Source organism: Rhodococcus sp. IEGM 1318 (genome assembly GCF_033142465.1).
GTDB classification, from domain to species: Bacteria; Actinomycetota; Actinomycetes; order Mycobacteriales; family Mycobacteriaceae; genus Rhodococcus_F; species Rhodococcus_F qingshengii_B.
Genome location: NZ_JAWLSC010000010.1, coordinates 19,590 through 44,010 on the forward strand (window position 1 = coordinate 19,590; position 24,421 = coordinate 44,010).

Genomic DNA, 24,421 nt, shown 5'->3' on the forward strand with positions numbered 1-24,421 from the left:
TGTTCCTGTTCTTTACTCGCGCTACGCGAACTGATTGACGGGCAACTCGAAGCCCAACCGCTCGCGCAGTGTCGGGGCGGCACTCGGTCGCGGATTGAGAGTTGGAACTACGTCCGTCGCGATCTTGTCCACGGCGGCGGCCAGCGCCAGGGGACGCAGAACCACACCGTCGATCCCGGCGAGCCCACCGATCTCACGCAATAGCGCAGTCAAACCCGCGCTGTCACCGCGATAGAACAACGAGTGCGGTGAATACGGCGCTCCCGCCCATTCCTCGAGTTCCGCCAAAGCGTCGTCGGCGGCACCGCGATCGGCTCCGAGAAGCACGTCGACATCGAGGAGCACTCGGACGCTGCGCCCGAGGGCGGCCGCACTCGCGTGGACCAGTTTGGCCGTAGCTTTGCCCTCGCCGAGGTCGGTTGCCGAAATCCGAATCAGATCTCCGCGCGCAACGGCGAGTTCGCGGGCCTCCGGTCGACTCGCGTCGACGGCGATCAGCGGCTGGCCCTGTGGCGATCGCGGCGTGATGGACGGGCCCTTGACGGAAAAGTTCTTTCCCTCGAAATCGATGTAGTGCAGCTTGTCCCGATCGATGAAACGTCCGCTCGCAGCATCACGTATCTCGGCGTCGTCCTCCCAGCTGTCCCACAGCCGACTGACCACCTCGACCGCCTCGGACGCTTCCTCCCACGCAGACTCCGGACCCTGCACTGCCTTTCGGCCGAACAACTCCGCCTGCTCGGTGGTGTCGGACACCGCGACCTGCCAACCGGCCCGCCCAGCAGACGAGTAGTCGATGCTCGCGACAGCCTTGGAAATATGGAACGGTTCGGTGTGCGTGACCGTCGCAGTGGGGATAAGACCGATGCGCGAGGTCACAGCACTCAGCCTCGCCGCAGTTGCCACTGCTTCCAACCTGCCCCGTACAGCGTGCTGGCCCTCGGATTGGAGCCCGAAAGAATCGGGGAGGAACGCCAGATCCACCCCACCCTGATCCGCGGCGGTCACCAGGTCCACCCAGTACGACGGCGTGAACAGATCTTCGGCGCGCGAATCCTCGCGTCGCCAGGAGTGCGGATGAGCTCCGGCGCCCTCGAATTCGAGGCCGACCAGGAATGCTCCGGAACTACGCTCGGACATGTTGGGCCTTTCCTGTCGAATGATCCCGCCCGGGGATCGCGTCGAGAAGTGTGCGTGTGTACCCGTTTCGGGGATTGTCGAAAATCTCGGCGGTAGTGCCGATTTCGAGCAATCGCCCAGCTTGCATGACGCCGACTACGTCACTGATCTGGCGAACTACCGCCAGATCGTGGGAGATGAAGAGATAGGTCAGTCCCAGCTCTCGCTGCAACTCGTCGAGTAGCGCCAAGATCTGCGCTTGAACCGAGACGTCGAGAGCTGATACCGGCTCGTCGAGAACGAGTAGATCCGGCTTCAGAGCGAGCGCGCGAGCGATCGCCACCCGCTGACGCTGGCCGCCCGAGAGTTCGGCCGGCTTGCGGCTCAGGAACTGCTCGGGCAGTGCAACCTGATCGAGCAGCTCGGCGGCACGGCTCTGTTGCTGACTGCGTCCTCCAACCTTGAAGGCCCGCAGCGGCTCCGCCACGATGTCTTGGACGGACAATTTCGGGTCGAGTGATGCGTAAGGGTTCTGATACACGAGCTGGATCTTTCGGCGCAGCTCGCGCAGATCGCTGCCCTTGACCTTCGTGATGTCGTGTCCGTCGAAGGAGATGGTGCCGGCATCCGCCTGCTGCAACCGCACGGCGATGCGCGCCGTGGTCGACTTGCCGGAGCCCGACTCCCCCACCAACGACACCGTCTGACCACGCGGAACGGTCAGCGATACCTCGTTCACCGCGGTGATCGAACTCCCGTGTCCGACGTTGAAACGCTTGGTGATTCCGGTCAACGTCAGCAGCGGGCTCGTATCCTGACGGACCGGCCGATCGACCGGCCCCGAGGACAGGCTCGGAGCCGAGTCGAGCAGCTTCTTCGTGTACTCGTGTCGCGGGTTGTCCAGAATATCTGCGGTGCGGCCGGATTCGACGATCCTGCCGCCCTGCATCACCAGGATCCGGTCCGCGCGGTCTGCGGCCACCCCCAGGTCGTGCGTGATCAGGAGCACGGCGGCACCGGATTCGGCGATTCGCTCGTCGAGATGGTCGAGAATGCGTCGTTGAACCGTGACGTCCAGAGCACTGGTCGGCTCGTCGGCGATGATGAGGGCCGGGTTCGCCACAAGAGCGATGCCGATCAGAACTCGTTGCCGCATACCGCCGGATAGCTCGTGTGGGTACTGGCGTGCCCGGATTTCCGGGCGGTCGATACCCGCACGCTCGAGCACGGCGACGGCATCCAACCGCGCTGTTCGCCGGTCGGCGAGGCCGTGGATCCGCAGGACTTCTGCAACCTGGTCGCCGATCCGGGTCACCGGGTTGAGCGAGGTCGTCGGATCCTGCGGCACCAAACCGATACGAGCGCCGCGGATTCGCTGCCACGCACGGTCGGAGTACGAATCGATTCTCTCACCTTCGAACTCGACGCTTCCGCCCGTGATGTGGCCGCTACCGGCGAGCAGGCCCAGTATCGCGTGCGCCGTTGTCGACTTTCCCGAACCCGACTCCCCCACCACCGCAACCACTTCGCCGCGGCCAACGGTGAAACTCACACCGGATACGGCCGGCTCGTTGCCGTAGGAGATCTGCAGATCGGTGACGGAAAGCAACTGTTCCTCGGTCGTGCTCATCGTCGGTTGCTCCTTTCGATCTCATGGCCGATACGGTGTGCCGAGATGACCACGGCGACAATCGCGAGACCGGGAAGTGTTGTCATCCACCAGGCATTGGCGAGGAAGTTGCGCCCCTCGGATACCAGCGATCCCCATTCAGGGGTAGGCGGAACCGCACCGAATCCCAAGAAGCTCAGTGCCGACACTGCAAGAACTGCCTGCCCGAACTCGACTGCGGACAGCGCGACCACGGGCGCGTACGAGTTGGGCAGCACGTGCCGACGCAGGACACCGAGCCACTGCACACCCGAGCTGAACGCGGCCTCGACGTACTGAGCGCCGCGCACCCGCATCACTTCGGCACGCATCACTCGCGCAAAATTGGCGACCATACTGACGCCGACCGCGATGGCAACGTTGATGGTGCCGAAGCCGAGTGCGGTCACCAACGCCAGCGAGAGCAGCAGCGCCGGAATGGACAGCAGGACATCGACAATGCGCATCAGAACGGCGTCGACGACTCCGCCGACAAAGCCCGCGAGCAGACCGATGATCGATCCTGCTACCAACGCGATTCCCACCGCTACCAAAGTCGCGGTCAGGGACAGTGCAGCGCCGTGCACGAAGCGTGTGTACAGGTCACGCCCGAGGTTGTCGGTTCCGAACGAACGCGCCAGGCTCGGGCCCTGCAGTTTGTCTGCCGGGACGCCGGACAACGGATCGCCGCCGGCAAAAAATCCGGGTGCGACGGCAAAGCCGATGGCAAGCAACACGATCAACACCGGAATCACCAAGCCGGGCTTTCGGATCCAGCCGATGGCCGTGGACTTTCGGCGCGAAACAACAGGTGCCTTCGCCTCGACGCGCGGATCGAGGAGTAGGGGTTCGATCAATGTGTCAGACATGAGCCGGCTCCAGATCGGTCGAGCTTTCGGTATTCGACTTTTCGGTGTGACTCTTCTTCGTCTGGATGATCCGTGGATCTATCAAGGGGTAGAAGAGGTCGACCGCGAGGTTGACGAGCACGAACACGAGAGAGGCGAACACAACGACTCCCTGCACCACCGGGATGTCCTGCGCCATCACCGACGTCTGGGTCAGACGGCCGACGCCCGCGCGAGAGAACACCGTTTCCACAACCACCGAGCCCGCCAGCAGCGTGCCGACCAGCACACCGGCAATGGTAAATGCCGGAATGCTCGCCAGTCGCAATGCGTGACGGGTCTGGACGCGCCAACGGCTTGCGCCCTTGGCGTACGCAGTCTCCACGTGCGGCGAACGTAGCGTCGACTGCAGGCTGGTCGTGAGCACCTGCGCGATCACCGCGCCGGTCGGGATCGCCAAGGTGATCGCCGGAAGAATCACCGTTGCGAATCCCTTGTCTCCGAATGCCGGGAAGATGTGCAGACGGAACGAGAAGAGTTGCAGAAGGATCAGACCCACCCAGAAAGTAGGCACTGCCACACCCAGCGGCGGCAGCGAGAACAACAGGTTCGCGAGCCACCGCTTGCGGGCGTAGGTAGCGAAGAACGCGATCGCCACTCCGAACAACACGGCCAGAACCAAGGCGGTGGTTGCCAGCACCAGAGTGCTGGGCAGCGCCGAGAAGATGGCATCCGTCACCGACTGGCCGGTGGAGATCGATGTACCGAAATCGCCGCGAAGAGCATTCGTCAGCGACGTCCAGTACTGCACCCACACCGACTGGTCCAAGCCGTACCGCGCCCGAAGCTGATCGAGCGCAGCCTGATCCACTGCAACACCCTGACCGGACGCGTCGGCAGCCATGCTGACGGGATCACTCGGCAGGAGGAACAGAATCACGAACGAGATGGTGAAGGCGGCCCACAGGACCACTGCGGCCTGACCCAGTCGGGTGAGTACGTATCGAGTCATGATTACTTACCCGACAACCATGCGTCGTAGAACTGCAGGCGTGAGGAGGCTTCGAAGTTCAGGTCCTGCACACTCGATCCGGCGCCGATGGCCTGCGAGAGCTCGATGGTGGGGATGGAGAGTCCACGGTCGAGGATCAATTCCTGTGCAGTGGATACCAGTTCGCCGCGTTGGCCGTTGTCCGTGGCTGCAAGCTGCTCGGTGAGAACCTTGTCGAGCTCCGGATCTGCGCCGCGACGGTTGAGGTTGCGGCCCTCGGTGCTGAACGACGCCCGCAGGATGTCGGCGTCGGCCCTAGTGCTGTTGTAGTACAGCGAATCGTAATCACCCGACACCCCCTTCTCGGTCCATTCACCGTTCGAGACCAGATTGAGCTGCAGGTCCACGCCGACCTTCTTGAGCTGCTGCTGAACGAGCTCGAGAATGGCCTGATTACCCGAGAACACCGGGCTGAACGTGACGCTGAAAGTGAGCTTCTGCCCGTCCTTCTCGCGAATACCGTCGCTTCCGGTCTTCCAACCGGCTGCATCGAGAAGCTTCGCCGACTTGTCGGCGTCGTACGTCACGACGCTGGATTCGTCGGTGTAGAGCGGAGTGGTGTGAGCCAACGGGCTCGTTGCCGGGAAGAACGACGGATCCAGAACGGTGTCGACGAGCTCTTGCCGGTTGATCGCCGGAACGATGGCCTGGCGGACAGACTGATCAGCGAGAACTCCACGACTGACGTTGGGCTGGAAGAAGAAGCTCACGCCCGGGTTCGGCCGGGTGAGGATGCGTCCGCCTGCGCCCTCGATCTGCGGCGCGTCCTGTGGGAGCGCATCACTGACCGCATCGAGCTGGCCGGAAGCCACGCTGCCCGCGCGCACACCGGATTCGGGGACCACGGTGAAGTCGACGCCGTCGAGGTAGGCCTCGCCCTGATGCGCGACCGCGTCCGACGCCCAGTTGTATCCCGCGCGCTTGGCGATCTTGACACTCTTGTCCTGCTGCCAGTCGGTGTAGACGAACGGCCCGGAGGCGATCACCGCTGCACCGGGGCAGCGCTGCTCGGGTGCCAGTGCAGTGGTGGAATCAGCGAGGATTCCGAGCTGCGGCGTCGAAGTTGCTTGCAGGAACTGAACATTGGGTCCAGAGAAATTGATCTTCGCCGTGTGTGCGTCAACGACGTCGGTACCCGTGTAGGAGGACAGGTAGCTCTTCGCCAACGACGCGTTCGGCCCAAGGTTCTTGACCGAATCGAAGGTCTTCTTCACCGAATCCGCCGTCACCGGTGTGCCGTCACTGAAAGTGGCATCGTCACGAAGGACAAACGTGAAGCTCGCGGCGTCGGGGCTGATCTCCCAACTCTTGGCGAGCCACGGGGTGATCTCTCCGGAGTCGGGATTTTGATCGGTCAGCGAATCCACCACGGTACGAGTGACATACACCGTCTGGTTACTTCCGGCCTGGGCCGGATCGGCGCACGTCGGCGCCTGCGAGAGGCCGTAGCGAAGGGTTCCACCGGACTGCGCGGGGCCCGCGTCGGCACCGCTGTCACTTCCGTTGCTGCTGCAGCCGGCGAGGACCGTGCCGAGAACCGAGAGAGCACCGATACCGGCAAGTACGGTCGCGCGTTTACGGGCACCGAATGAGGGCGAGGACACCAAGAACTCCTAAAGAGGCATGCCGAAGAGCGCACCCGCCGCCCTGAAGCAAGAAGCTCCGAAAAGGCGATCGAGCACGAATCACTTGTGCAGAGAAGAGAAAACAGACTTGTCGACGACTCGCCTGAGTGTGAATGACTGACCGAGGTCAGTTGGTACAGAAAGATCCCGCGGTGCGGCACAGGTCTACGTGACGACGCGACCAGGCGGTATCGAAACCGCCTTCGACTGCCTTCATTTCGTGGTCCTCCATCGGTCCTGGCGGTAGCACCCGCACCCGATCACTCGGGGGGTTGCTGCGACTTCAATGAGCCAGGTCTCTCGGTCGCTCTGGATGGTCGTTCGCAAGTGTACGAGGTCAAACCCGGGTGTTGTCAACCCGGTCGGTAGGAATTGCTGCTCGGGTCACATTTTCGAGCACTCGAAGTTGTTTCTCGAACGGGTGGACGCCCACCTCTTCGGGCGAGAGTGAAGCGTCGTAAAGCGGTGTGTATCCACTGGACAGATACAGCGCGAGCGCCTCGGGTTGCCGAGGGCCCGTCGTGAGGAACACCCGGTTGTATCCGCGAAGTTCGATCTCTCGTTCCAACTCACGAACGACGACCTTGCCGAGGCCGCGCTTCCGATAGTCGGCCGATGTCCAGATTCTTTTCAGTTCGGCGGTGGTGGAATCGAATTGGCGAAATGCACCGCCCGCAATCGGTACATCCTCGTGGGTGAGCACCAGTAGCGCCCCCTGCGGGTACGCAAATTCTTCTGCCGGGTACGTGGTGAGATCCTCGAGCATCGCTTCGCGAGTCCCGCCGTAACGCGAGCTGTATTCGAGCGCCAACTCCGCGATCAGTGGAGCTGCCAAGGGATCGTCCTGCGATACCGAGTAGACCTCTACCGCGCCGATACCGTCGAGCTGTCGAGTCCCGAGCTCCAGTGCCACAACACTTTCCTCCATGAATCTGGTCAACGCTCCCCCAGCCGAAAAGCTTCCGAAGCGAGAGTGGTGCCGTCGACGAGGTCCGATACAAGTTCACCCAGGGCTGGACCGAATTTGAATCCATGACCCGAGAATCCCGCCGCAACCGTGACATCGCCGACTCGGTCGATGACGAAGTGACTGTCCGGCGTGCTCGTGTATAGGCACGTGATCGACTCGACCTGGGCGGAATCGACGCCGGGTAACCACGACTCGGCGTACTCGACCAATCGTTGCTCACCGTCGACATCAGGGGTGTAGTCGCGGGTCTGCGGAGTCACCACCGGCCCGGTCGCGTGTTCACCGATCTTGATGCCGTCCTCGGAACCGAGTCCGTAGATTCCCGCAGTCTCCAACTGTGCACCCGGGTGGTGAACGAAACTCGGCCACTCGACTCCCGGATCGAGCGGTGCGAAGTGCGCCGGTTGTTCCTGCGTCGTGCGCAGCGTCGGCAATGCGATTTCGGAGCCGAGGCCGCTGTCTGCGATCAGGTCCGCAGTCCACGCACCGGCCGCGATCACGACCTGACGAGCCGCGAGCGTTCCACTGTCCGTCACCACGTCCACGCCGTACGACGCTCGCGCGAGTGCCAGTACCCGAACGTCGTGACGGACCTCGGCACCGGCGAACACCGCTCCCGCCTTCAAAGCGGTCACGGCGCGATCCGCATGCAACCGGCCTGCATCGGGGTGATGGAGCACGGTGGTGTCGAATCGCAGCCCCGGCCAGCGCGCGAACGCCTCGGCAGGAGTGAGGATCTCACCCTTGATGCCCGCCTCGACCAATATCTGCGCCTTGGACTGCACCGCCTGCGGCAGACCGTGATCGACCGCGCCGGTGAGTTCCAGGAACCCGATGTCCGTCGTGGTCTCCAACTCCCGCCACAGCGGCAGCGCGTCGGCCGCCAACCCTGTGTACAGGTGATTGTCGTAGGCCTGACGGTAGATGCGCGAAGTACCGTGCGACGCACCGTGCTTGTGCCCCGGCCCGAACTGTTCCAGCTGTACGACGCTACGTCCGCGCGCCGCGAGCCGCCATGCGGCGGAGGACCCGACGAGCCCTCCGCCGATGACGATCACATCGGGAATCTCACTCATGGACGAGAGCTCACTTGGTCTTCGGAAGGCCGGGCGGGTTGATCAAAGACGTGTCGACGGCTTCGCTGGTGATGTTCCAGCGCTCGAGGATCCGCTGGTACGTGCCGTTCTCGATCGTGTGGTTGATCGCGTCATTGATTGCCTTGATCAGACCGTTGTCCTTCTTCACCAGCACCGCGATCTGCCCCTGCAGAGTGTCGCCGGCCCCGGAGAACTCACCGACAACCTCGGTCTCCCCCGACTGCTTGGCGTGGAACTGTGATGACGGGTTCGGCCCGAAGTAGGCGTCGATCCGGCCGGACTGCAGCGGGAGGTAGTAGTCGGTGGTGTTCTGGTAGTAGGAGATGTCGGTGGGCGCCAGGCCGGCCGCGACGTTCTGCTCACTCCACTTGACCAGCAGCGCTTCCTGATTGGTGCCCGAGGAGACGGCGATCTTCTTGCCCGCGACGTCCTTGGGTTCCTTGATGGAAATTCCGGCGCCCTTCTTGGCTTCGAAGGCCAGGGTGTCGAGGCGGTAGGTCGCGAAGTCGTACTTCTCCTTACGCTCCTCTGTGACAGTCACATTGGAGAGGAAGGCGTCAGCCTCGCCAGAGTCGACGCGGACGAAGTTCTGTGCCCAGTCAGCTGTCTGCAGGTCGACCTTCAAGCCGAGAACGTCGCCGATCAGGTAGGCGAAGTCGGTCTCGGAGCCGATGAGGGTGGTGTCGTCGTCGGCGTAGAAGCGGAGCGGCGGAGCGGAACCGGCACTACCGGTGACGCGCAGCGTGCCGCGGTCGCGGATGTCCTGAGGCAGCTCGGCGGCGATGGAATCCACCTTGTCGGTGGTGATGCGATTCTGGTCGGCGGTGAGGTTGTAACCCGCGGCAGCGGTGACCTGGGCTCCGTCGGACTCGGCGTCCGCACTGCTGCACGCTGCGCTGAGCAGTCCGACGGTGGCGACAGCCGAGATCAGGAAAGTGGCGCGACGGGATGGGGAGAACATCAATTTTTCCTTTCGGGAATGTGTCTTGGTCGCGTCAGAGAACGCGGGAGAGAAAAGCCTTGGTTCGTTCGTGAATCGGATTGTCGATCACCTGCGAAGGTGGGCCCTGTTCGACGATGACGCCGCCATCCATGAAGACCGCGGTGTCCGCCACTTCCCGAGCAAAACCGACCTCGTGCGTGACGATCACCAAAGTGGCGCCGTCACGGGCCAGCTGAGCCAGGACTTCGAGAACCTCGCCTACCAGTTCCGGGTCGAGCGCCGAGGTCGGCTCGTCGAAGAGAATGACCGCCGGCCGCAGTGCCAGCGCTCGCGCTATGGCGACGCGCTGTTGCTGGCCACCGGAGAGTTGGCGGGGATACTCGTCGGCCTTGTCCCCCACTCCCACTCGCTCGAGCAGTGCGCGAGCTTCGCGGTACACCTCGTCACGGTCTCGTTTCTGGGCCGAGAGCGGAGCTTCCACCACGTTTTCCAGCGCAGTCAGGTGCGGAAACAGGTTGAAGTTCTGGAACACGAATCCGATGTGTGAACGCTGTTTCAGGATCTCTCGGTCACGCAGTTCGTGAAGTCGATTTCCCTTGCGCCGGTATCCGATCAGTTCTCCGTCGATCCGCACGGTCCCTCGGTCGACCTTCTCGAGGTGATTGAGGGTGCGCAACAAGGTGGACTTACCGGAACCGGACGGGCCGAGAATGACGGTCACTTCACCCTTGCGGACCAGGAGATCTACGCCGGCAAGTACTTCCAGCGCGCCGAACGACTTGTGGATTCCGCGCGCTTCGACGGCGTACACCGTCTCTTCGGCCAGCTCTGCGGTCATCGGGTCGCACCTCTCGGAATATCGAGACGCGCATCACGAATCTCGTCGAACTTCTTGCGAGCCTTCTGTATCGGAGTCAAAGGAAGAGCGCGGGCGGATCCACGGGCGTAGTGGCGCTCAACGTAGTACTGACCGATCGAGAGCAACGTCGTGAGGATGATGTACCAGATCGTGGCGACCATCAGCAGGGGCACAACTCGTCCGTTGCGGCCGAAGATGACCTGCACCTGGTAGAACAGTTCGGCGATCGCCATGGTGGAGACGATGGACGTTCCCTTGAAGAGTCCGATGACCTCGTTGGCGGCATTGGGGAGGATCGCCCGCATCGCTTGCGGGAGAACGATCTTGAAGAACTGTCGACTGCGCGGAATACCGAGCGAGTGAGCAGCTTCGATCTGACCGTGATCGACCGAGATGATTCCGGAGCGGATGATCTCGGCCGAGTACGCTGCCTGGTGTAGCGCCAAACCGATAACTGCTGCGGTGAATCCGCCGATCACACCACTGACCTGGAAGGTGAAGAACTCCGGCCCGAAAGGTATTCCGAGAGAAAGCGTCTGGTACAGGTACGTGATGTTGAACCAGAAGAGCAGCTGCACGATGAGCGGAATCGAGCGGAAAGCCCAGATGTAGGTCCAGGCGATCACCTGCAGGACCGGGTTCTTCGACAACCGGCCGAGTGCCAGGAACACTCCGAGACCGAATCCGAGGATCGTCCCCCACAGGGTCAGTTTGATCGTCATCCACAACGCGGCAAGCACTGATTTCGCAGTGAAGTACTGCGCGAACGTTGGCCAGTCCCAGCCCGGGTTGACGACGAGTCCGTGAATGAACTGAGCAAGAAATACCAGCACAACTGCGCTGATCACCCAACGCAGCGGGTGCCAGGTACGAGCAACGACAAGTTCCGAGTCGGGAAGTTGCGGCTCGGCCACCGACTTGTCGGGGCGGACATCGGTGGGCGCGCTCACGGCGCACTACCTGACGGAATGGACATCACGAATAGACCTTTCGGGGAATGGGGACGCAGCTGTGTTCTCGAGGTGGTGCGCTCGAGTTGCGAAGACGACGGCAGTTCGGTCAGTGACAGTGACACGAAGCGGTGCGGCACAGATCGATGTGACGACGCCTGTGCGCAGCGTGCGAAGTGGAACCCATGTGATGCCTTCCATCGGTCCTGGCGGTAGCACCCGCTCCCGATCACTCGGGGGGTTGCTGCGACGTCGACGAGCCAGGTCTCTCGGTCGCTCTGGATGGTGAGCAAAGACTAGACGCGAAATGCCGAGTCGTCAAATGTTGTATTTCCCTGCACTGCAAGGGAACTGAAGGTCTCTCCACGTTGAAATCGCACTGATTCCAACGGTGTCCGAAGCCTTGGCCGCCGTGTTCAATGGAGTGTTCGAATCAAGACCGGGACCGCCGTCCGGACTGACTTTTCCTCTGCCGTACCGTCTGCGGAGTGAGTGGAATCGACGCTTTCTTCATCTTGTTGGCCGGTATCGGTGCGGGCGCGATCAATGCCGTGGTCGGCAGCGGAACGCTGATCACGTTTCCCACCCTGGTCGCCTTCGGCATGCCGCCGGTGACCGCGACGATGTCCAATGCAGTCGGGCTCGTCGCCGGCGGGGTTTCAGGGACGTGGGGATACCGGCGTGAGTTGTCGGGACAGGGGGATCGTCTGAAATGGCAGATTCCGGCGTCGCTCGCCGGCGCGCTCCTCGGTTCGTGGTTGCTCATGCATCTACCCGAGAAACTGTTCGAGACCATCGTTCCGGTGCTGTTGATCCTGGCTCTCGCACTTGTGCTCCTCCAACCACGTATCCAGGCGTGGGCGAAGAAGCGCTCCACCGAAGAAACGGCGCTGTCCACCAAGAGGCTGATGCTCCTGACCGCCGGCACCTTTGCAGTCGGCATCTACGGCGGTTACTTCACCGCCGCGCAGGGCATCCTCCTCATCGGTGTGATGGGTGCCATCCTCCCGGAAACCCTCCAGCGCATGAACGGCGCGAAGAACCTGCTCTCACTGCTCGTCAACATCGTCGCAGCCGGGATGTACATCACTCTTGCCTTCGACCAGATCAATTGGGCAGCAGCCGGATTGATCGCTGTCGGCTCACTCGGTGGTGGCGTTCTGGGCGCCCGCTACGGACGACGCCTGTCCCCCACTGCACTGCGCTACACGATTGTCGTCGTCGGCCTGGTCGGCTTGTGGCGTCTTCTCGCTTGACCGCCCACATCGGGCGGCCCCCGCACATACTGGAGATATGACCAGAACAGACGATCAGACCGGTTGGACCTACCTCATGGACATGGACGGGGTTCTCGTCCACGAGGAGCACTTGATACCCGGAGCAGACACGTTCCTGGCAGAACTGGCGTCGAACGACATTCCGTACATGGTGCTCACCAACAACTCCATCCGCACCCCGCGTGACCTGCGAGCACGCCTCCTCAACTCGGGACTCGACATCCCGGAGAAGTCGATCTGGACGTCAGCGCTCGCTACCGCGACCTTCCTGGCCAACCAGCGTCCGGGCGGCAGCGCCTACGTGGTCGGCGAATCGGGGCTGACCACTGCACTGCACGACATCGGCTACGTCCTGACGGATAGTGACCCCGACTACGTCGTCCTCGGCGAGACGCGCACGTACTCCTTCGAGGCAATCACCACCGCCATTCGCCTGGTCGAGCGCGGATCGCGGTTCATCGCCACCAACCCCGACGCCACCGGGCCGTCGCGCGACGGCTCTCTACCGGCAACCGGCTCGGTCGCCGCTCTCATCACCAAGGCAACCGGACGCGATCCCTACTACGTCGGCAAGCCCAACGCTTTGATGATGCGCTCAGCCCTGCGGTCCATCGGCGCTCATTCGGCCAACACATTGATGATCGGCGACCGCATGGACACCGACATCGTCTGTGGCCTCGAAGCCGGACTGCAGACGATTCTGGTGATGACCGGGATCTCGACCCGCGCGTCGGTCGAGCTCTACCCCTACCGCCCGACCATCGTCCTCGAGTCGGTCGCCGATCTTGTGGGAACGACAACCGATCCATTCCGTAGCAACACAAACAATTGATTCAAATTGCAAAACAAAACCGCGAGTCGGTAATTAGCCGGCGAAAGAACGGTGAATTTGCCAGAATCCGACTAGTCCGCTTTTTCCAACTAGAAAAACAATCGGTTTTCTTCAGACCAGAATTACATAATGGTAGTTATACACAGTTCAGAAGCGGTTTTCTGGACCAGAAAAGGTGGATCGCAGTCGAAAAAGAATTTGCGACAAAGCAGTAACGAATCGTTTGCCGTGGATGATACTCATTTCTGAACGACCCATTTCGGGTCCCAGACATGAAATGAGATTTTCATGAAGAAGCAGACCAAGGGCGCGATCGCTGCTGCGGCGGCCGGTGCCCTCCTCCTCGGCGGTGCGGGCTCGCTCGCAGTGTGGAGCGACTCAGCCGACGTCGGAGGCGGCGGACCCGTCACTTCCGGTGCACTCGACCTGAGCGCCTGCGCACCGGTCGGCGGCGGTTGGAACTCCCTCAACCCAACGAAGACCGCAATCACCAACATCTCGGCTTACCGCATCGTCACTACCGAGAGCATCGAATACACCTGCGACGTCACCGTGACCGCAGTGGGCGATCGTCTCGCGGCTGTTCTGACCGCGGATACGGCCGGCATCGTTCCGGGTGCCAACAGCGCCGAACTTGCCGCCGCTGTACAGCCGGTTACGACCATCAAGGATGCTGGTGGCAACCCGATTTCACAGATCACCAAGGTACAGAACGGCACGATCGTGCACGTCGGAGTCCGTCTGAACTTCACCGAGGTGGCCAATCAGGTCGCACAGAATCAGTCGCTGAACTTGGCGGCGATGAAGTTGGTCGTCACTCAGACAGCGCTGACTCCGGCTCCGTAATTTCATGAGGAAAAGGGTCTGGGGAGCTATCGCAGTCGCGGTGGCTGCTGTAGCGGTGTTCGCATCGTCACAGCAGTCGCTCGCACTGTGGTCCGATTCGGCGAGCGCGAGTGGTGGGACCGCAACTGCCGCCAGCGTCAACCTCACCGTTGGCACATCGGCCGGAACCAGTGCGGCCTACTCCCTGGCGAACTTGACGACGGCCGCGACGCCTATCGTCCCGGGGAACACGGTGCAAGCTCCGCTCACCGTCAAGAATTCGGGGTCTGATCCTCTGCACTGGCGAATGCAGTCGACGACCACACTTCCGGGATTCACGTTGACCACGTACGGAGTTGCCAACGAAGGTGCCTGCCCTGCCGGCGTCAACACCACGGCCCCGGCAGTGACCCCATTGACGTCCGGATCGATGAATGCATCGCTGCAATACCCGGTTTCTCCCGCGTACATGCCTACTCCGCTCGCATCTGGTGGCACATACGTCCTGTGTCTGCGGCTCACGGTGGAGGCTGGTGCGGTTTCCGGTCAGACGAACAACGCCACCTTCACGTTCCAGGCAGGGGCGGCATGACGAAACACTCGACCAAACGCGGTGAACGTACCGGCCCTCTGTGGTGGGTCACCTCGATTGTCAGCTGGACACTGCTGTTGGCGATTTCGGCTGTCATCGTCGCGACCATCGTCGTCCCCTTCTTTGCCGGCGCACAACGCTTCACGATTCTGACCGGTTCGATGCGCCCGACGTACAACCCTGGATCACTGGTGGTAGTCAAACCTGTCGATCCATCCGAACTTGGGATCGGTACACCCATCACCTACCAGCTCGAATCCGGGCAGCCAACCGTCGTCACGCACCGGATCATCGCCACAAGTGAAAACCAGAAGGGTGAAAGAACTTTCATCACCCAAGGCGACGCGAACGGTGAACGCGACGAGAAAGAAGTACGGCCAGTACAGATCCGGGGAAAGGTTTGGTACAGCCTTCCGTATCTCGGCTACGTCAACACTTGGCTCACAGGAGAGCAGCGGATCGTGATCGTGGTGATAGTCGTGACGGCACTACTGCTGTACGCGGCCTACATGATGATCAGCGGCATCCGCGACGGCCGGAAGGAGCGAGCTCGAGCCCGATTGGCTCCTGACCCTGCAGCTTCCAACGTCACCGACTCCGTCCAGATCGAGAGAGGCCAACACGATGCCCTCGCACCCTGACCGTCCGGCCCACCGGATTCGTCACCTGTTGACCAGCACGCGTTTTCGCGCGCTGCTCGCACTGGGGATGGTGCTAGGCGTCGGCGGTGTGACCACACTCGCGGCCTGGACGTCCTCCGCCACTGCGATTTCGGGAAACATCACGACCGGGTCGATCAATCTACAGTTGAACACCACAACCCAACCCATGCTGACCACAACACTGAGCTTCAGCCAACTCGGCAAAACCGGGATGCTCCCCGGCGACTCGAACTCCGCCATCGTCAAAGTCAACAACGTGGGGGCAGGCGTGAATCTTCCTCTGAAATACACGATTACTTCCACCAGCGCCGGCGCACTGACGACCTACTTGCGGATGACTGTGTCGTCGAACGGAACTGTGGCCAACAAATGCACAGATGGCAGCAATGTGGTGTCGTCTTTACCCCTGACCCTCACCGCAAATCAGGCGGTCGGTGCGCCCGACCGTTCTCTGGCTGTCGGGGCAACCGATAATCTCTGTGTCTCGGTGACGCTTCCGACAAGTCCGACCCCACCGACGAGCAGCTCGTCGAGCGTCGTCCTGAACTTCTCGGCAAAGGTGTGAGCGCCGTGTCACGACATACCAATATTCGACCGAAAGCCTCTATGCCGAGGCGGATTCAGGAAATCCTGCTCACGGTCGGAGCCCTCGCCGGTCTGGCATCCATCGCCTTGTTCGTTGCCGGCTTCGCTTTCGGTATCACGCCGCTGATCTTCAAGAGCGGATCGATGTCTCCCACGATCGATACCGGCGCGCTGGCATTTGCGCGCACAGTGCCTGCTTCGGAAGTTCAAGTCGGTGACATCGTCAGTGTCTACGACAACCAAGGCGTTCGAATCACCCATCGTGTCGACACGATCGAGCAGCAAGGCAACAATCTTGCCGTCGCACAACTGCGCGGCGACGCAAATCCCGTCGCAGACCCAGATCCTTACGTCATCACCGAAGCGGATCGAGTCTTCTTCAGCGTCGACCGACTCGGCTATGCCGCAGTCTGGTTGTCAGGGCCGAGTGGCATTGTCCTCGGTGCGATTGCCGTCGGGGGACTGCTGTACATCGCATTTCGCCCCCGAAAGAGAGCGGATGAAGGGGAACCCGGGCTGGATCGTCAGGATTCGCGCGGCGATTCCCACGCCTTCAAGGCAATCGTCGCATTGGCAACGGTCGGTCTCAGCGTGACGGGCATTACGAACATAGGTGGAACACAGGCCGCCTTCACGGGCACGGCGACAGCGGGCAGCATTTCGTTCAGCACTTCAGCAAGCTTTCCGAAACCTCCCGCATCAATGACCTGCTCGGACAAGGGAACTTCCGTCCTGCTCGCTTGGCCTGGCGTTGCCACGGATACATTTCGAATCATCGTCCGAAATGCAACCAACACCACCCAACCTCCGCTGATCAGAGACGTGACCGGCCTCTCGACGACCCTGACGTTGTCCGATCTGCCCAGCGGCGGAATTCTCCTGTCGAACACGAACTACGATGTCGAATTACACGGACTCGTTGGAAGTTACGTGACACCGGAATACACCGGGTACCGCATCAGCAGTTCGACACTGCTCATCATCCTCAATGACATGGCGTGTGTATCCGGACCCACGAGCGGAACCACGGCAGCCTCAGCTCCGGCCGCTCGGTCGGCGCTGGTTGCGCAAGCTCAGAGTGCTACGACCACCACCCCCACCGCAGCAGTCAGTTCGGTCACACCTTCACCCACGACTACTCCGAGCGCATCAACAACCACGCAGGCCACGACAACTACCAGCACAACTACGCCCTCGACAACCACCTCGTCACCGGCTACAGCTACGCCGTCCTCAGCGACAACGACCAGGACAACGACACCCGAAACAACTACGACCACCGCGAGCGAGGTTCCCATCGACGCCCCGGCGACCACGACCGGTCTCAGCGCCCAGAAGCTCTCGACTGTCAGTGGAACCGTTGTGTCCGTGTCGAATTCATCAGGGACTGAGATATACCGAGGTACCGTCGACACCGACGCTGTCCTCCACTGGCTCACCGGAACTGATCAGTTGTATGTGATCACCACTGCAGGCGTCACCGTCATCGACACGTCAACGGGGGTCTGGGCCGAATCTCCCGCCCCGAGCGAACTTCCGGACGAGATCAAGGCATTGGTGCCGTGATGAAAAGAACGACGAAAGGCGCAATGGCAGTCGCCGCGGCCGGAGCTGTATTGCTCGGCGGTTCGGGCACATTGGCGAAGTGGACGGACAGCGCGACTTTGACAAGCGCCGCCGTCCAATCCGGGAGGCTGGAGCTGGGGGCATGCGTCACCACGCAAGGGGGAGGGTGGTATTCACAGGTGTACGTGAACTACGACCCCAATCCGAACCCACTCGTACCCATCCCCGATATCACTACGTATCGACTCAAGCCCGGATACAACTACACATTCTTCTGCGACTCGGTAGTCACGGCCACTGGTCCGAGATTGAAAGCCAACGTCATGGTCGACAAGTCCAAGCTGAGCGGCGGCATCGCCACTGCCCCCAACGTCGGCCTTCGAACCTATGTAACGGATCAGAGCAACAATCTGCTCTATGACAGCAGCGCACCCGCACCCAACGTCGGAGTGGTCACGTCGGCGCTGAACAACACCTATCTGGCGGCTCAGGTGCTGTTCACGATCTACCCCGCTGACACGACGAGCTCAGGTCTCACACTGAATACGACGGCGTTGACGATCGACGTCGAACAACTGGGTCTCACGCCCGCGCCGTAGAACGCCTTGCCGACGGAAGTTCAAGGCAAGGCGCTCTAGCGATTCAGCCGAGAGCTCGCTTCAGATCAGCCAACAGATCAGCCGTGTCTTCGAGCCCGACGGACAGACGCACAACGCCATCTGTAAGACCCACTGCCGCACGGCCTTCCGGACCCATCGCCCGGTGCGTCGTCGTGGCGGGATGAGTGATCAAGGACTTGGAGTCACCGAGGTTGTTGGAGATGTCGATGACGCGCAGGCCGTTGAGAACCTCGAATGCCCGCTTCTTGCCCTCACCGTCGGAGGCGTTGAGCTCGAATGTGACAACGGTTCCGCCGCCGCTCATTTGAGACTTCGCGAGCTCGTGCTGCGGGTGTGAAGTCAGGTACGGATACTTGACCCACTTGACGCCGGAGTGCTCTTCGAGGAATTCGGCGATCTCGAGGGCCGAAGCCACGGAGTGCCGAATGCGGACCGGCATGGTCTCGAGACCCTTGAGCAACGTCCACGCGTTGAACGGGCTGAGCGCAGGTCCGGTGTGCCGCATCAGTTCTCGAACGGGACCGCTGATGTACTCCTCGGTTCCGAGGATCGCGCCACCGAGCACGCGACCTTGACCGTCGATGTGCTTGGTGCCGGAGTACACAACGACGTCGGCACCAAGATCGAGGCTGCGCTGCAACAGGGGTGTCGCGAAGACGTTGTCCAGCACTACCTTTGCCCCGGCCGTATGAGCAAGCTCCGACACCCGCCGAACGTCGACGAGGGACTGCATCGGGTTGGACGGCGTCTCGAAGAACACCGCCGTGGTGGGCACGGACAGCGCCTCTTCCCACTGCGCATTGTCCTCGCCGTCGACAAAAACGACCTCGACGCCCCAGCGCGGGAGAATCTCGTTGCACACCACGAAGCAGGATCCGAAGAGGCTGCGCGCGGCAACCAGTCGGTCGCCGTTGCCCAACAGCGCACCCAACGCCGTGAAGACGGCTGACATTCCGCTGGCCGTCGCAAAGCAGGCTTCCGCGCCTTCGATCAGACGAAGGCGCTCTTCGAACATCTTGACCGTCGGGTTGCCGTAGCGAGAGTAGACAAAGTGATCCACCTCGCCGGTGAAGGCTTGTTCGGCGGCTTCTGCACTCTCGTAAACGAATCCGGAGTTGAGGAACAGCGCTTCGGACGTCTCCTCGAACCCGGTGCGCATCAGTCCGCCGCGAACACCGAGAGTGCCGAGACCGACGTCGTCCGGCAGCGCTCGTTGAAATGCGCCACCCTGTGGAATTCCACTCACTGCTGCCTCCACGGCAGGCCGATGGCCCGCCAACCTACAAGTCCGCGATGTCCGTCGGCACCCAATGCGCCTTCGAACCCGTCGAGCACGTTGAACGACGGGCCGATGCCCGCCGCAGTCGCAGCTTCCGCCGCACCGATGGAACGCTGTCCGGATCGACACAGGAAGATCACCGGACGCTCCGCCCCGGAGGAATCGGCAGTGATGCCGGCTTCCTTCAACTGGTCGACGAAGTTGTCATTGCGCGCGCCGGTCGGGTGGCTCACCCATTCGATCAGTGCGGCCTGCTTGCCGAGGGACGAGACATCGGGGACACCGACGTACTTCCACTCTGCATCGGTCCGCACGTCGACCAGCACGGCGTCGGGGTTTTCGCGGAGCAGCTCCCAGGCTTGCTCCGGCGTCAGATCGCCTGCGTAACTCACGTAGTCCATGTTTTCACAAGACTGCCGTTGGCGCCTGAGCGGGCCGTCAGTTGCAGACGACCCAGCGGTTGCCGTCACGGGTCAGTGCCCAGGTCGAGACTCGATCTCCCGCTCCGCCGCCGGTGATCGTCACGTCGGCCCGGGCACGATCGCCATTGACCTCGACCTTGTCCACGCCTTTGAGTTCGACGGTCCCGTCCACGCCGGCCAGCGGACCAGTGCTCGAATTGAAGCTCGCGCAGGTCAGGGTCTTGACTGTCTCCGCGTCATCTCGGTTCTCGGCATCGACGTAGTCGGTGACGGAACGGCTCACACGGTCGGACTCGGTGACGTTGTCCTCGGCCGGCGAAATCCACGACGCGACAAAGATTCCACCCAGAATCAGGGCGACGATGGCGACAGCCAAGAGGAACGGCCCCGCAGACGCCTTCTTGCCATCGATGTTGTCGGATTCGCGAAGCTCGTCACTCATAATGCCAATACTCCCCCACAACTTGAAATTGTGGCCCGCCAAGGATCAGGCCCCTACCCCGAATACCCGAGACAACAGGAGAATGGGAAGAAAGAATAGGTTTACCCACAACCGATCGAGTGAGAGTGTGGATCCGTTCGGCCGCAACCGAGGCACTGTGCTTAGGTTCGGCTAAATTGGATACTTGTCGATATGTTGTCCGAACTTCGAAGAAGGTAGCTGTCCTCACGATGACTGACTCCAACCGCCCACTCCGGGTCGCGATCGTCGGCGCCGGCCCCGCCGGCATCTACGCCGCCGACGCCCTCATGAAATCCGACACCGCAGTCTCCGGCCGCGGCGTCAGCATCGACCTCTTCGAGCGTATGCCCGCGCCCTTCGGCCTGATTCGTTACGGCGTCGCGCCTGATCATCCGCGTATCAAGGGCATCATCACCGCCCTGCACAAGGTGCTCGACAAGCCTCAGGTACGCCTGCTCGGCAACATCGACTACGGCACCGACATCACCCTCGACGACTTGCAGTCGTTCTACGACGCGGTCATCTTCTCCACCGGCGCCAACGCCGACCGCGCGCTCGGCATCCCGGGTATCGAACTCGACGGCAGCTACGGCGCGGCCGACTTCGTCTCCTGGTACGACGGCCACCCCGACGTACCTCGTACGTGGCCGCTCGAAGCCGAGAAGGTCGCCGTCCTCGGCGTGGGCAACGTTGCGCTCGATATCGCCCGTGTCCTCGCAAAGACCGGCGACGAACTGCTGCCCACCGAGATCCCCGCGAACGTCTACGAGGGCCTCAAGAACAACAAGGCCGTCGAGGTTCATGTCTTCGGACGCCGCGGCCCGGCCCAGGCCAAGTTCACGCCTCTCGAACTGCGCGAACTCGACCATTCGCCGACCATCGAGGTCATCGTCGACCCCGAGGACATCGACTACGACGAGGGTTCCGAGCAGGCTCGCCGCAACTCCAAGCAGGTCGACATGGTTGCGAACACCCTGCAGGACTGGGCAATTCGCGACGTCGGAGCTCGCCCCCACAAGCTGTTCCTGCACTTCTTCGAATCTCCCACCGAGATCCTCGGTGAAGACGGCAAGGTCGTCGGCCTGCGCACCGAGCGCACCCAGCTCGACGGCACCGGCAACGTCAAGGGCACCGGCACGTACAAGGACTGGGATGTCCAGGCCGTGTACCGCGCCGTCGGTTACCTCTCGCAGAACGTCACTCAGCTGCCGTTCGACGATCAGGCAGGCACCGTTCCCAATGATGCCGGACGCGTCGTCGCCGACGACAACGCCGAAGGCGCGGCCCGGTTCATGCCGGCCACGTACGTCACCGGCTGGATCAAGCGCGGCCCCGTCGGCCTCATCGGCCACACCAAGGGTGACGCCAACGAAACCGTCGCGAACCTCCTCGAGGATTCCGTCAACTTCGCCGGCGCCGCGAACCCCGACGAGAACGCCGTCATCGAGTTCCTCGAAGGCAAGCAGGTGCCGTACACGACGTGGCAGGGCTGGTACCGCCTCGATGCCCACGAGCGCAGCCTGGGTGAGCCCGAGGGCCGTGAGCGCATCAAGGTCGTCGAGCGTCACGACATGCTGAAGGCTTCCGAGCCCGACCGCACCAACTGAGTGCACAGAAGTAACTGAACAGAAGCCGCCTACCGGCCCGACGCGACCCAGGTCACATCGGGCCGGTGGTGTGTGCAGGCACCCAGGACGACAGGGCAAAATAGACTCCGTGTTTGACGCCCATGTGCATATCATCGACCCGCGCTTCCCGCTGGTCGAGAATCACGGGTACCTGCCTGAGCCCTTCACCGTCGCCGATTACCGGGCACGAGTTACCTCGCTGAAGGGCCTGAGTGTGGACGGCGGAGCGGTAGTAACCGCGTCGTACCAGGGCAATGACCAGGAATACCTGAAGGCCGCACTGTCCGAACTGGGCGAAGGCTGGGTGGGCGTCGCCGCTTTACCACTCGATGCGACGGACGAAGACATCGTTGCTCTGGATGCACTGGGAGTGCGCGCCGTCCGGTTCAACCTGCGCCGCGGCGCCACCGACCTGCGTCTGCTCGCCGATCTTGCCAACCGCGCATTCGATCTGGTCGGCTGGCACGCGGAGTTCTATGTCGATGCCACACTGTTGCTGTCGCTGGAACCTGTTTTCGCCAAATTGCCCGCGGTGAGCATCGACCACCTGGGAATGTCGACCCGCGGACTGCCGTATCTCCTCAACCTCGTCGACCGTGGGGTACGCGTCAAAGCCACCGGGTTCGGCCGCACCACCATCTCCGACGTCGGCGATGTTCTGCGACAAATCCATGCAGTCAACCCCGCTGCGCTGATGTTCGGCACCGACTTACCCGGCACACGGGCACGTCGAGCTTTCGAGGTCCACGATCTGGACGTGATCGCCGAAGCGGTCGGCGACGACCTCTCCGCTGTCATGGGCGACAACGCCCGCTCCTGGTACCGCTGCGGTCAGGTGAACGCGACGGCGCCCAGCCACAGCCCCGCGGCGATCAGTGCTCCGAACAGTTCCACCAGCATCGACAATCCGACTGCCTTCACCGCGTGAAGCGTCGACGCCCAGGCGATGTCGTAGCGGCGCAGTCGCGCTAGTTCGGCGAAGTACGTTCCGACGATGAATCCGAGGAACAACCCCACCACCGGGATCACGAAGAACCCGATGATGCCGACGACGCCACCGACCACCACCGACAGGTTAGGCACTCCCCCTGACTTCATTCGCTTGCCGGGCCACGTGTACTTGACGATCCCGGTGACCACCAGCGCCAGCGTGGACAATGCGAACACCGTCCACGCCGTCGCGCCACCGGTCATGATCGCCCACACCAGAATTGCACCGAGAACGAGAAGTGTCCCGGGGAGGATCGGAACGACGACTCCGATCAGACCGACCAGGATGACCAGCCCGACGAGGACCTCGGCCGCTGGACTCATCCGACGGGACGCACTTTCGACGCGGCTTCGCGGGCGCGGGCGCGGGCAGTGGGGACATCAGCAGCCGTCGACACCGCAACACCCATGCGACGACGTGTGAAGCTCTCCGGCTTGCCGAAGAGTCGCAGGTCTGTCTCGGGAACCGCGAGAGCCTCTGCGACACCGTCGAATCCGATCCCCTTTGCCTCCACACCGCCGTAGATCACTGCCGACGCTCCCGGCGCCGTGAGTGTCGTGTCGACCGGCAAGCCAAGGATCGCGCGGGCGTGCAGTTCGAACTCGGAAAGTCGCTGCGTACGCAGAGTCACCAATCCGGTGTCGTGCGGCCGTGGACTCACTTCGGAGAAGAAGACGTCGTCGCCCTTCACGAAAAGTTCGACGCCGAAGACACCTCGCCCGCCCAGAGCCGTTGTCACCTTCTCGGCGACGTCTCGGGCCGAGGCGAGGGCAACCGCGGACATCTGCTGCGGCTGCCACGATTCGATGTAGTCGCCGGCGTCCTGCAGGTGCCCGATCGGCTCGCAGAACGACGTCTCGACCTCACCGCTATCACCGACGGCGCGAACCGTCAATTGGGTTATCTCGTAATCGAAATCGACAAAACCTTCGACGATCACCCGGCCGTGATTCACACGACCTCCGGCCATCGCGTAATCCCAGGCGGCGTCGAGATCGTCGACGGACCGAACAGTCGACTGTCCCTTCCCCGACGAGGACATGACGGGCTTGACGACGCACGGGAAACCGATTCGGTCTGTCGCTGCCTGCACTTCGGCAAGCGAGTCCGCGAAAGCATACGGCGAAGTGGGCAGACCCAACTCTTCGGCTGCGAGTCGGCGGATTCCCTCACGATTCATCGTGAGCTGGGTAGCGCGAGCGGTCGGAATGACCACCGCGCCCCCGCGCTCTTCGACGAGGGCAAGAGCGTCCGTCGCGATGGCCTCGATCTCGGGAACCACGAAGTGAGGCTTTTCCAACTCGATGACGGCAAGCAGCGCTTCCGGATCGGTCATGTCGACGGTATGAGCACGATGAGCTACCTGGTGCCCAGGGGCGTCGGGATACCGATCCACCGCAATCACTTCGACGCCCAGACGCTGCAACGCGATGACAACTTCCTTACCCAACTCGCCTGATCCCAACATCATCACGCGGATGGAGTTCTCGGTCAGTGGAGTCCCGAATCGGAGCGGAAGGGTCGGCAGGTACGAAGGCGTCGAATCAAGCTGCATGGGTGCGACTATAT

The 24,421-nt window shown here is 62.2% G+C and carries 27 protein-coding genes and 2 riboswitches; of the genes, 10 read left to right on the top strand and 17 right to left on the bottom strand.

Going from position 1 to position 24,421, the window contains the following annotated elements; all coding sequences use genetic code 11:
• Nucleotides 1-21: 21 nt before the first annotated feature.
• The 12 genes from R4P65_RS21995 to R4P65_RS33200 form a co-directional block, all read right to left on the bottom strand.
• On the bottom strand, nt 22-1,140 hold the full coding sequence (locus R4P65_RS21995) for an LLM class flavin-dependent oxidoreductase (RefSeq protein WP_317828104.1): 1,119 nt from the start codon (nt 1,138-1,140) through the stop codon (nt 22-24).
• On the bottom strand, nt 1,127-2,749 hold the full coding sequence (locus tag R4P65_RS22000) for an ABC transporter ATP-binding protein (protein WP_317828105.1): 1,623 nt from the start codon (nt 2,747-2,749) through the stop codon (nt 1,127-1,129). The genes R4P65_RS21995 and R4P65_RS22000 overlap by 14 nt, the downstream gene beginning before the upstream one ends.
• Nucleotides 2,746-3,636, bottom strand: coding sequence for an ABC transporter permease (locus R4P65_RS22005; RefSeq protein WP_317828106.1), 891 nt, complete (start codon nt 3,634-3,636; stop codon nt 2,746-2,748). The genes R4P65_RS22000 and R4P65_RS22005 overlap by 4 nt, the downstream gene beginning before the upstream one ends.
• Nucleotides 3,629-4,627, bottom strand: coding sequence for an ABC transporter permease (locus R4P65_RS22010; protein ID WP_317828107.1), 999 nt, complete (start codon nt 4,625-4,627; stop codon nt 3,629-3,631). The genes R4P65_RS22005 and R4P65_RS22010 overlap by 8 nt, the downstream gene beginning before the upstream one ends.
• A 2-nt stretch (nt 4,628-4,629) precedes the next feature.
• Nucleotides 4,630-6,270 carry an ABC transporter substrate-binding protein gene (locus R4P65_RS22015; RefSeq protein WP_317828108.1) on the bottom strand — a complete coding sequence of 547 codons (1,641 nt, stop codon included), beginning with the start codon at nt 6,268-6,270 and terminating at the stop codon, nt 4,630-4,632.
• 148 nt (nt 6,271-6,418) lie between these two features.
• Complete coding sequence (locus R4P65_RS33195; RefSeq protein WP_347871549.1) at nt 6,419-6,523, bottom strand: putative leader peptide; 105 nt, start codon at nt 6,521-6,523, stop codon at nt 6,419-6,421.
• Nucleotides 6,517-6,611, bottom strand: a riboswitch (SAM riboswitch). (Overlaps the previous gene by 7 nt.)
• Nucleotides 6,612-6,628: 17 nt before the next feature.
• Entirely contained in the window at nt 6,629-7,219 is a 591-nt protein-coding gene (locus R4P65_RS22020; protein ID WP_230816476.1) for a GNAT family N-acetyltransferase, read from the bottom strand.
• Nucleotides 7,220-7,227: 8 nt separating this feature from the next.
• Nucleotides 7,228-8,337, bottom strand: coding sequence for an FAD-dependent oxidoreductase (locus tag R4P65_RS22025; protein WP_317828109.1), 1,110 nt, complete (start codon nt 8,335-8,337; stop codon nt 7,228-7,230).
• 10 nt (nt 8,338-8,347) lie between these two features.
• A complete protein-coding gene (locus R4P65_RS22030; RefSeq protein WP_317828110.1) occupies nt 8,348-9,319 on the bottom strand; it encodes an ABC transporter substrate-binding protein in 972 nt (323 codons plus the stop codon).
• A gap of 34 nt (nt 9,320-9,353) precedes the next feature.
• On the bottom strand, nt 9,354-10,139 hold the full coding sequence (locus R4P65_RS22035; RefSeq protein WP_411742576.1) for an amino acid ABC transporter ATP-binding protein: 786 nt from the start codon (nt 10,137-10,139) through the stop codon (nt 9,354-9,356).
• A complete protein-coding gene (locus R4P65_RS22040; protein WP_411742577.1) occupies nt 10,136-11,110 on the bottom strand; it encodes an amino acid ABC transporter permease in 975 nt (324 codons plus the stop codon). The genes R4P65_RS22035 and R4P65_RS22040 overlap by 4 nt, the downstream gene beginning before the upstream one ends.
• A 109-nt stretch (nt 11,111-11,219) precedes the next feature.
• Nucleotides 11,220-11,297 carry a putative leader peptide gene (locus R4P65_RS33200; RefSeq protein ID WP_374228084.1) on the bottom strand — a complete coding sequence of 26 codons (78 nt, stop codon included), beginning with the start codon at nt 11,295-11,297 and terminating at the stop codon, nt 11,220-11,222.
• Nucleotides 11,298-11,304: 7 nt separating this feature from the next.
• A riboswitch (SAM riboswitch) is annotated at nt 11,305-11,399 on the bottom strand.
• Nucleotides 11,400-11,598: 199 nt separating this feature from the next.
• Between R4P65_RS33200 and R4P65_RS22045 the strand changes: the two genes are divergently transcribed.
• The 8 genes from R4P65_RS22045 (at nt 11,599) to R4P65_RS22080 (ending at nt 18,048) form a co-directional block, all read left to right on the top strand.
• On the top strand, nt 11,599-12,366 hold the full coding sequence (locus R4P65_RS22045; protein ID WP_230816280.1) for a sulfite exporter TauE/SafE family protein: 768 nt from the start codon (nt 11,599-11,601) through the stop codon (nt 12,364-12,366).
• A gap of 37 nt (nt 12,367-12,403) precedes the next feature.
• On the top strand, nt 12,404-13,219 hold the full coding sequence (locus R4P65_RS22050; RefSeq protein WP_230816281.1) for an HAD-IIA family hydrolase: 816 nt from the start codon (nt 12,404-12,406) through the stop codon (nt 13,217-13,219).
• A gap of 288 nt (nt 13,220-13,507) precedes the next feature.
• Nucleotides 13,508-14,065 (top strand): alternate-type signal peptide domain-containing protein, encoded by a 558-nt coding sequence (locus tag R4P65_RS22055; protein WP_317828111.1) that lies wholly within the window; start codon nt 13,508-13,510, stop codon nt 14,063-14,065.
• A 4-nt stretch (nt 14,066-14,069) separates the two neighbouring features.
• Entirely contained in the window at nt 14,070-14,636 is a 567-nt protein-coding gene (locus tag R4P65_RS22060) for a hypothetical protein (protein WP_317828112.1), read from the top strand.
• Nucleotides 14,633-15,277 carry a signal peptidase I gene (locus R4P65_RS22065; protein ID WP_317828113.1) on the top strand — a complete coding sequence of 215 codons (645 nt, stop codon included), beginning with the start codon at nt 14,633-14,635 and terminating at the stop codon, nt 15,275-15,277. The genes R4P65_RS22060 and R4P65_RS22065 overlap by 4 nt, the downstream gene beginning before the upstream one ends.
• Before the next feature lie 28 nt (nt 15,278-15,305).
• Complete coding sequence (locus R4P65_RS22070; RefSeq protein WP_230816285.1) at nt 15,306-15,863, top strand: SipW-dependent-type signal peptide-containing protein; 558 nt, start codon at nt 15,306-15,308, stop codon at nt 15,861-15,863.
• Nucleotides 15,864-15,868: 5 nt separating this feature from the next.
• Nucleotides 15,869-17,449, top strand: a complete 1,581-nt coding sequence (locus R4P65_RS22075) for a signal peptidase I (RefSeq protein ID WP_317828114.1) — start codon at nt 15,869-15,871, stop codon at nt 17,447-17,449.
• Nucleotides 17,449-18,048: an alternate-type signal peptide domain-containing protein gene (locus R4P65_RS22080; RefSeq protein WP_317828115.1), complete on the top strand. Its 600-nt coding sequence runs from the start codon at nt 17,449-17,451 to the stop codon at nt 18,046-18,048. Before R4P65_RS22075 ends, R4P65_RS22080 begins: the two co-directional genes overlap by 1 nt.
• 43 nt (nt 18,049-18,091) lie before the next feature.
• Here the strand turns inward: R4P65_RS22080 and R4P65_RS22085 are convergent, their stop codons facing one another.
• The 3 genes from R4P65_RS22085 to R4P65_RS22095 are packed head-to-tail and all read right to left on the bottom strand — an operon-like array spanning nt 18,092 to nt 20,212.
• Entirely contained in the window at nt 18,092-19,315 is a 1,224-nt protein-coding gene (locus R4P65_RS22085; RefSeq protein ID WP_317828116.1) for an O-succinylhomoserine sulfhydrylase, read from the bottom strand.
• Nucleotides 19,312-19,740 (bottom strand): rhodanese-like domain-containing protein, encoded by a 429-nt coding sequence (locus tag R4P65_RS22090; protein ID WP_317828305.1) that lies wholly within the window; start codon nt 19,738-19,740, stop codon nt 19,312-19,314. Before R4P65_RS22090 ends, R4P65_RS22085 begins: the two co-directional genes overlap by 4 nt.
• Nucleotides 19,741-19,786: 46 nt before the next feature.
• Entirely contained in the window at nt 19,787-20,212 is a 426-nt protein-coding gene (locus tag R4P65_RS22095; RefSeq protein WP_317828117.1) for a hypothetical protein, read from the bottom strand.
• 230 nt (nt 20,213-20,442) lie between these two features.
• Between R4P65_RS22095 and R4P65_RS22100 the strand changes: the two genes are divergently transcribed.
• Nucleotides 20,443-21,840 (top strand): FAD-dependent oxidoreductase, encoded by a 1,398-nt coding sequence (locus R4P65_RS22100; protein ID WP_230816290.1) that lies wholly within the window; start codon nt 20,443-20,445, stop codon nt 21,838-21,840.
• 109 nt (nt 21,841-21,949) lie between these two features.
• Nucleotides 21,950-22,789, top strand: coding sequence for an amidohydrolase family protein (locus R4P65_RS22105; RefSeq protein ID WP_317828118.1), 840 nt, complete (start codon nt 21,950-21,952; stop codon nt 22,787-22,789).
• Here the strand turns inward: R4P65_RS22105 and R4P65_RS22110 are convergent.
• On the bottom strand, nt 22,693-23,175 hold the full coding sequence (locus R4P65_RS22110) for a DUF456 domain-containing protein (protein ID WP_317828119.1): 483 nt from the start codon (nt 23,173-23,175) through the stop codon (nt 22,693-22,695). The two genes, R4P65_RS22105 and R4P65_RS22110, sit on opposite strands and share 97 nt — an antisense overlap.
• On the bottom strand, nt 23,172-24,407 hold the full coding sequence (gene purT / locus R4P65_RS22115; protein ID WP_317828120.1) for a formate-dependent phosphoribosylglycinamide formyltransferase: 1,236 nt from the start codon (nt 24,405-24,407) through the stop codon (nt 23,172-23,174). Before purT ends, R4P65_RS22110 begins: the two co-directional genes overlap by 4 nt.
• Nucleotides 24,408-24,421: the final 14 nt, after the last annotated feature.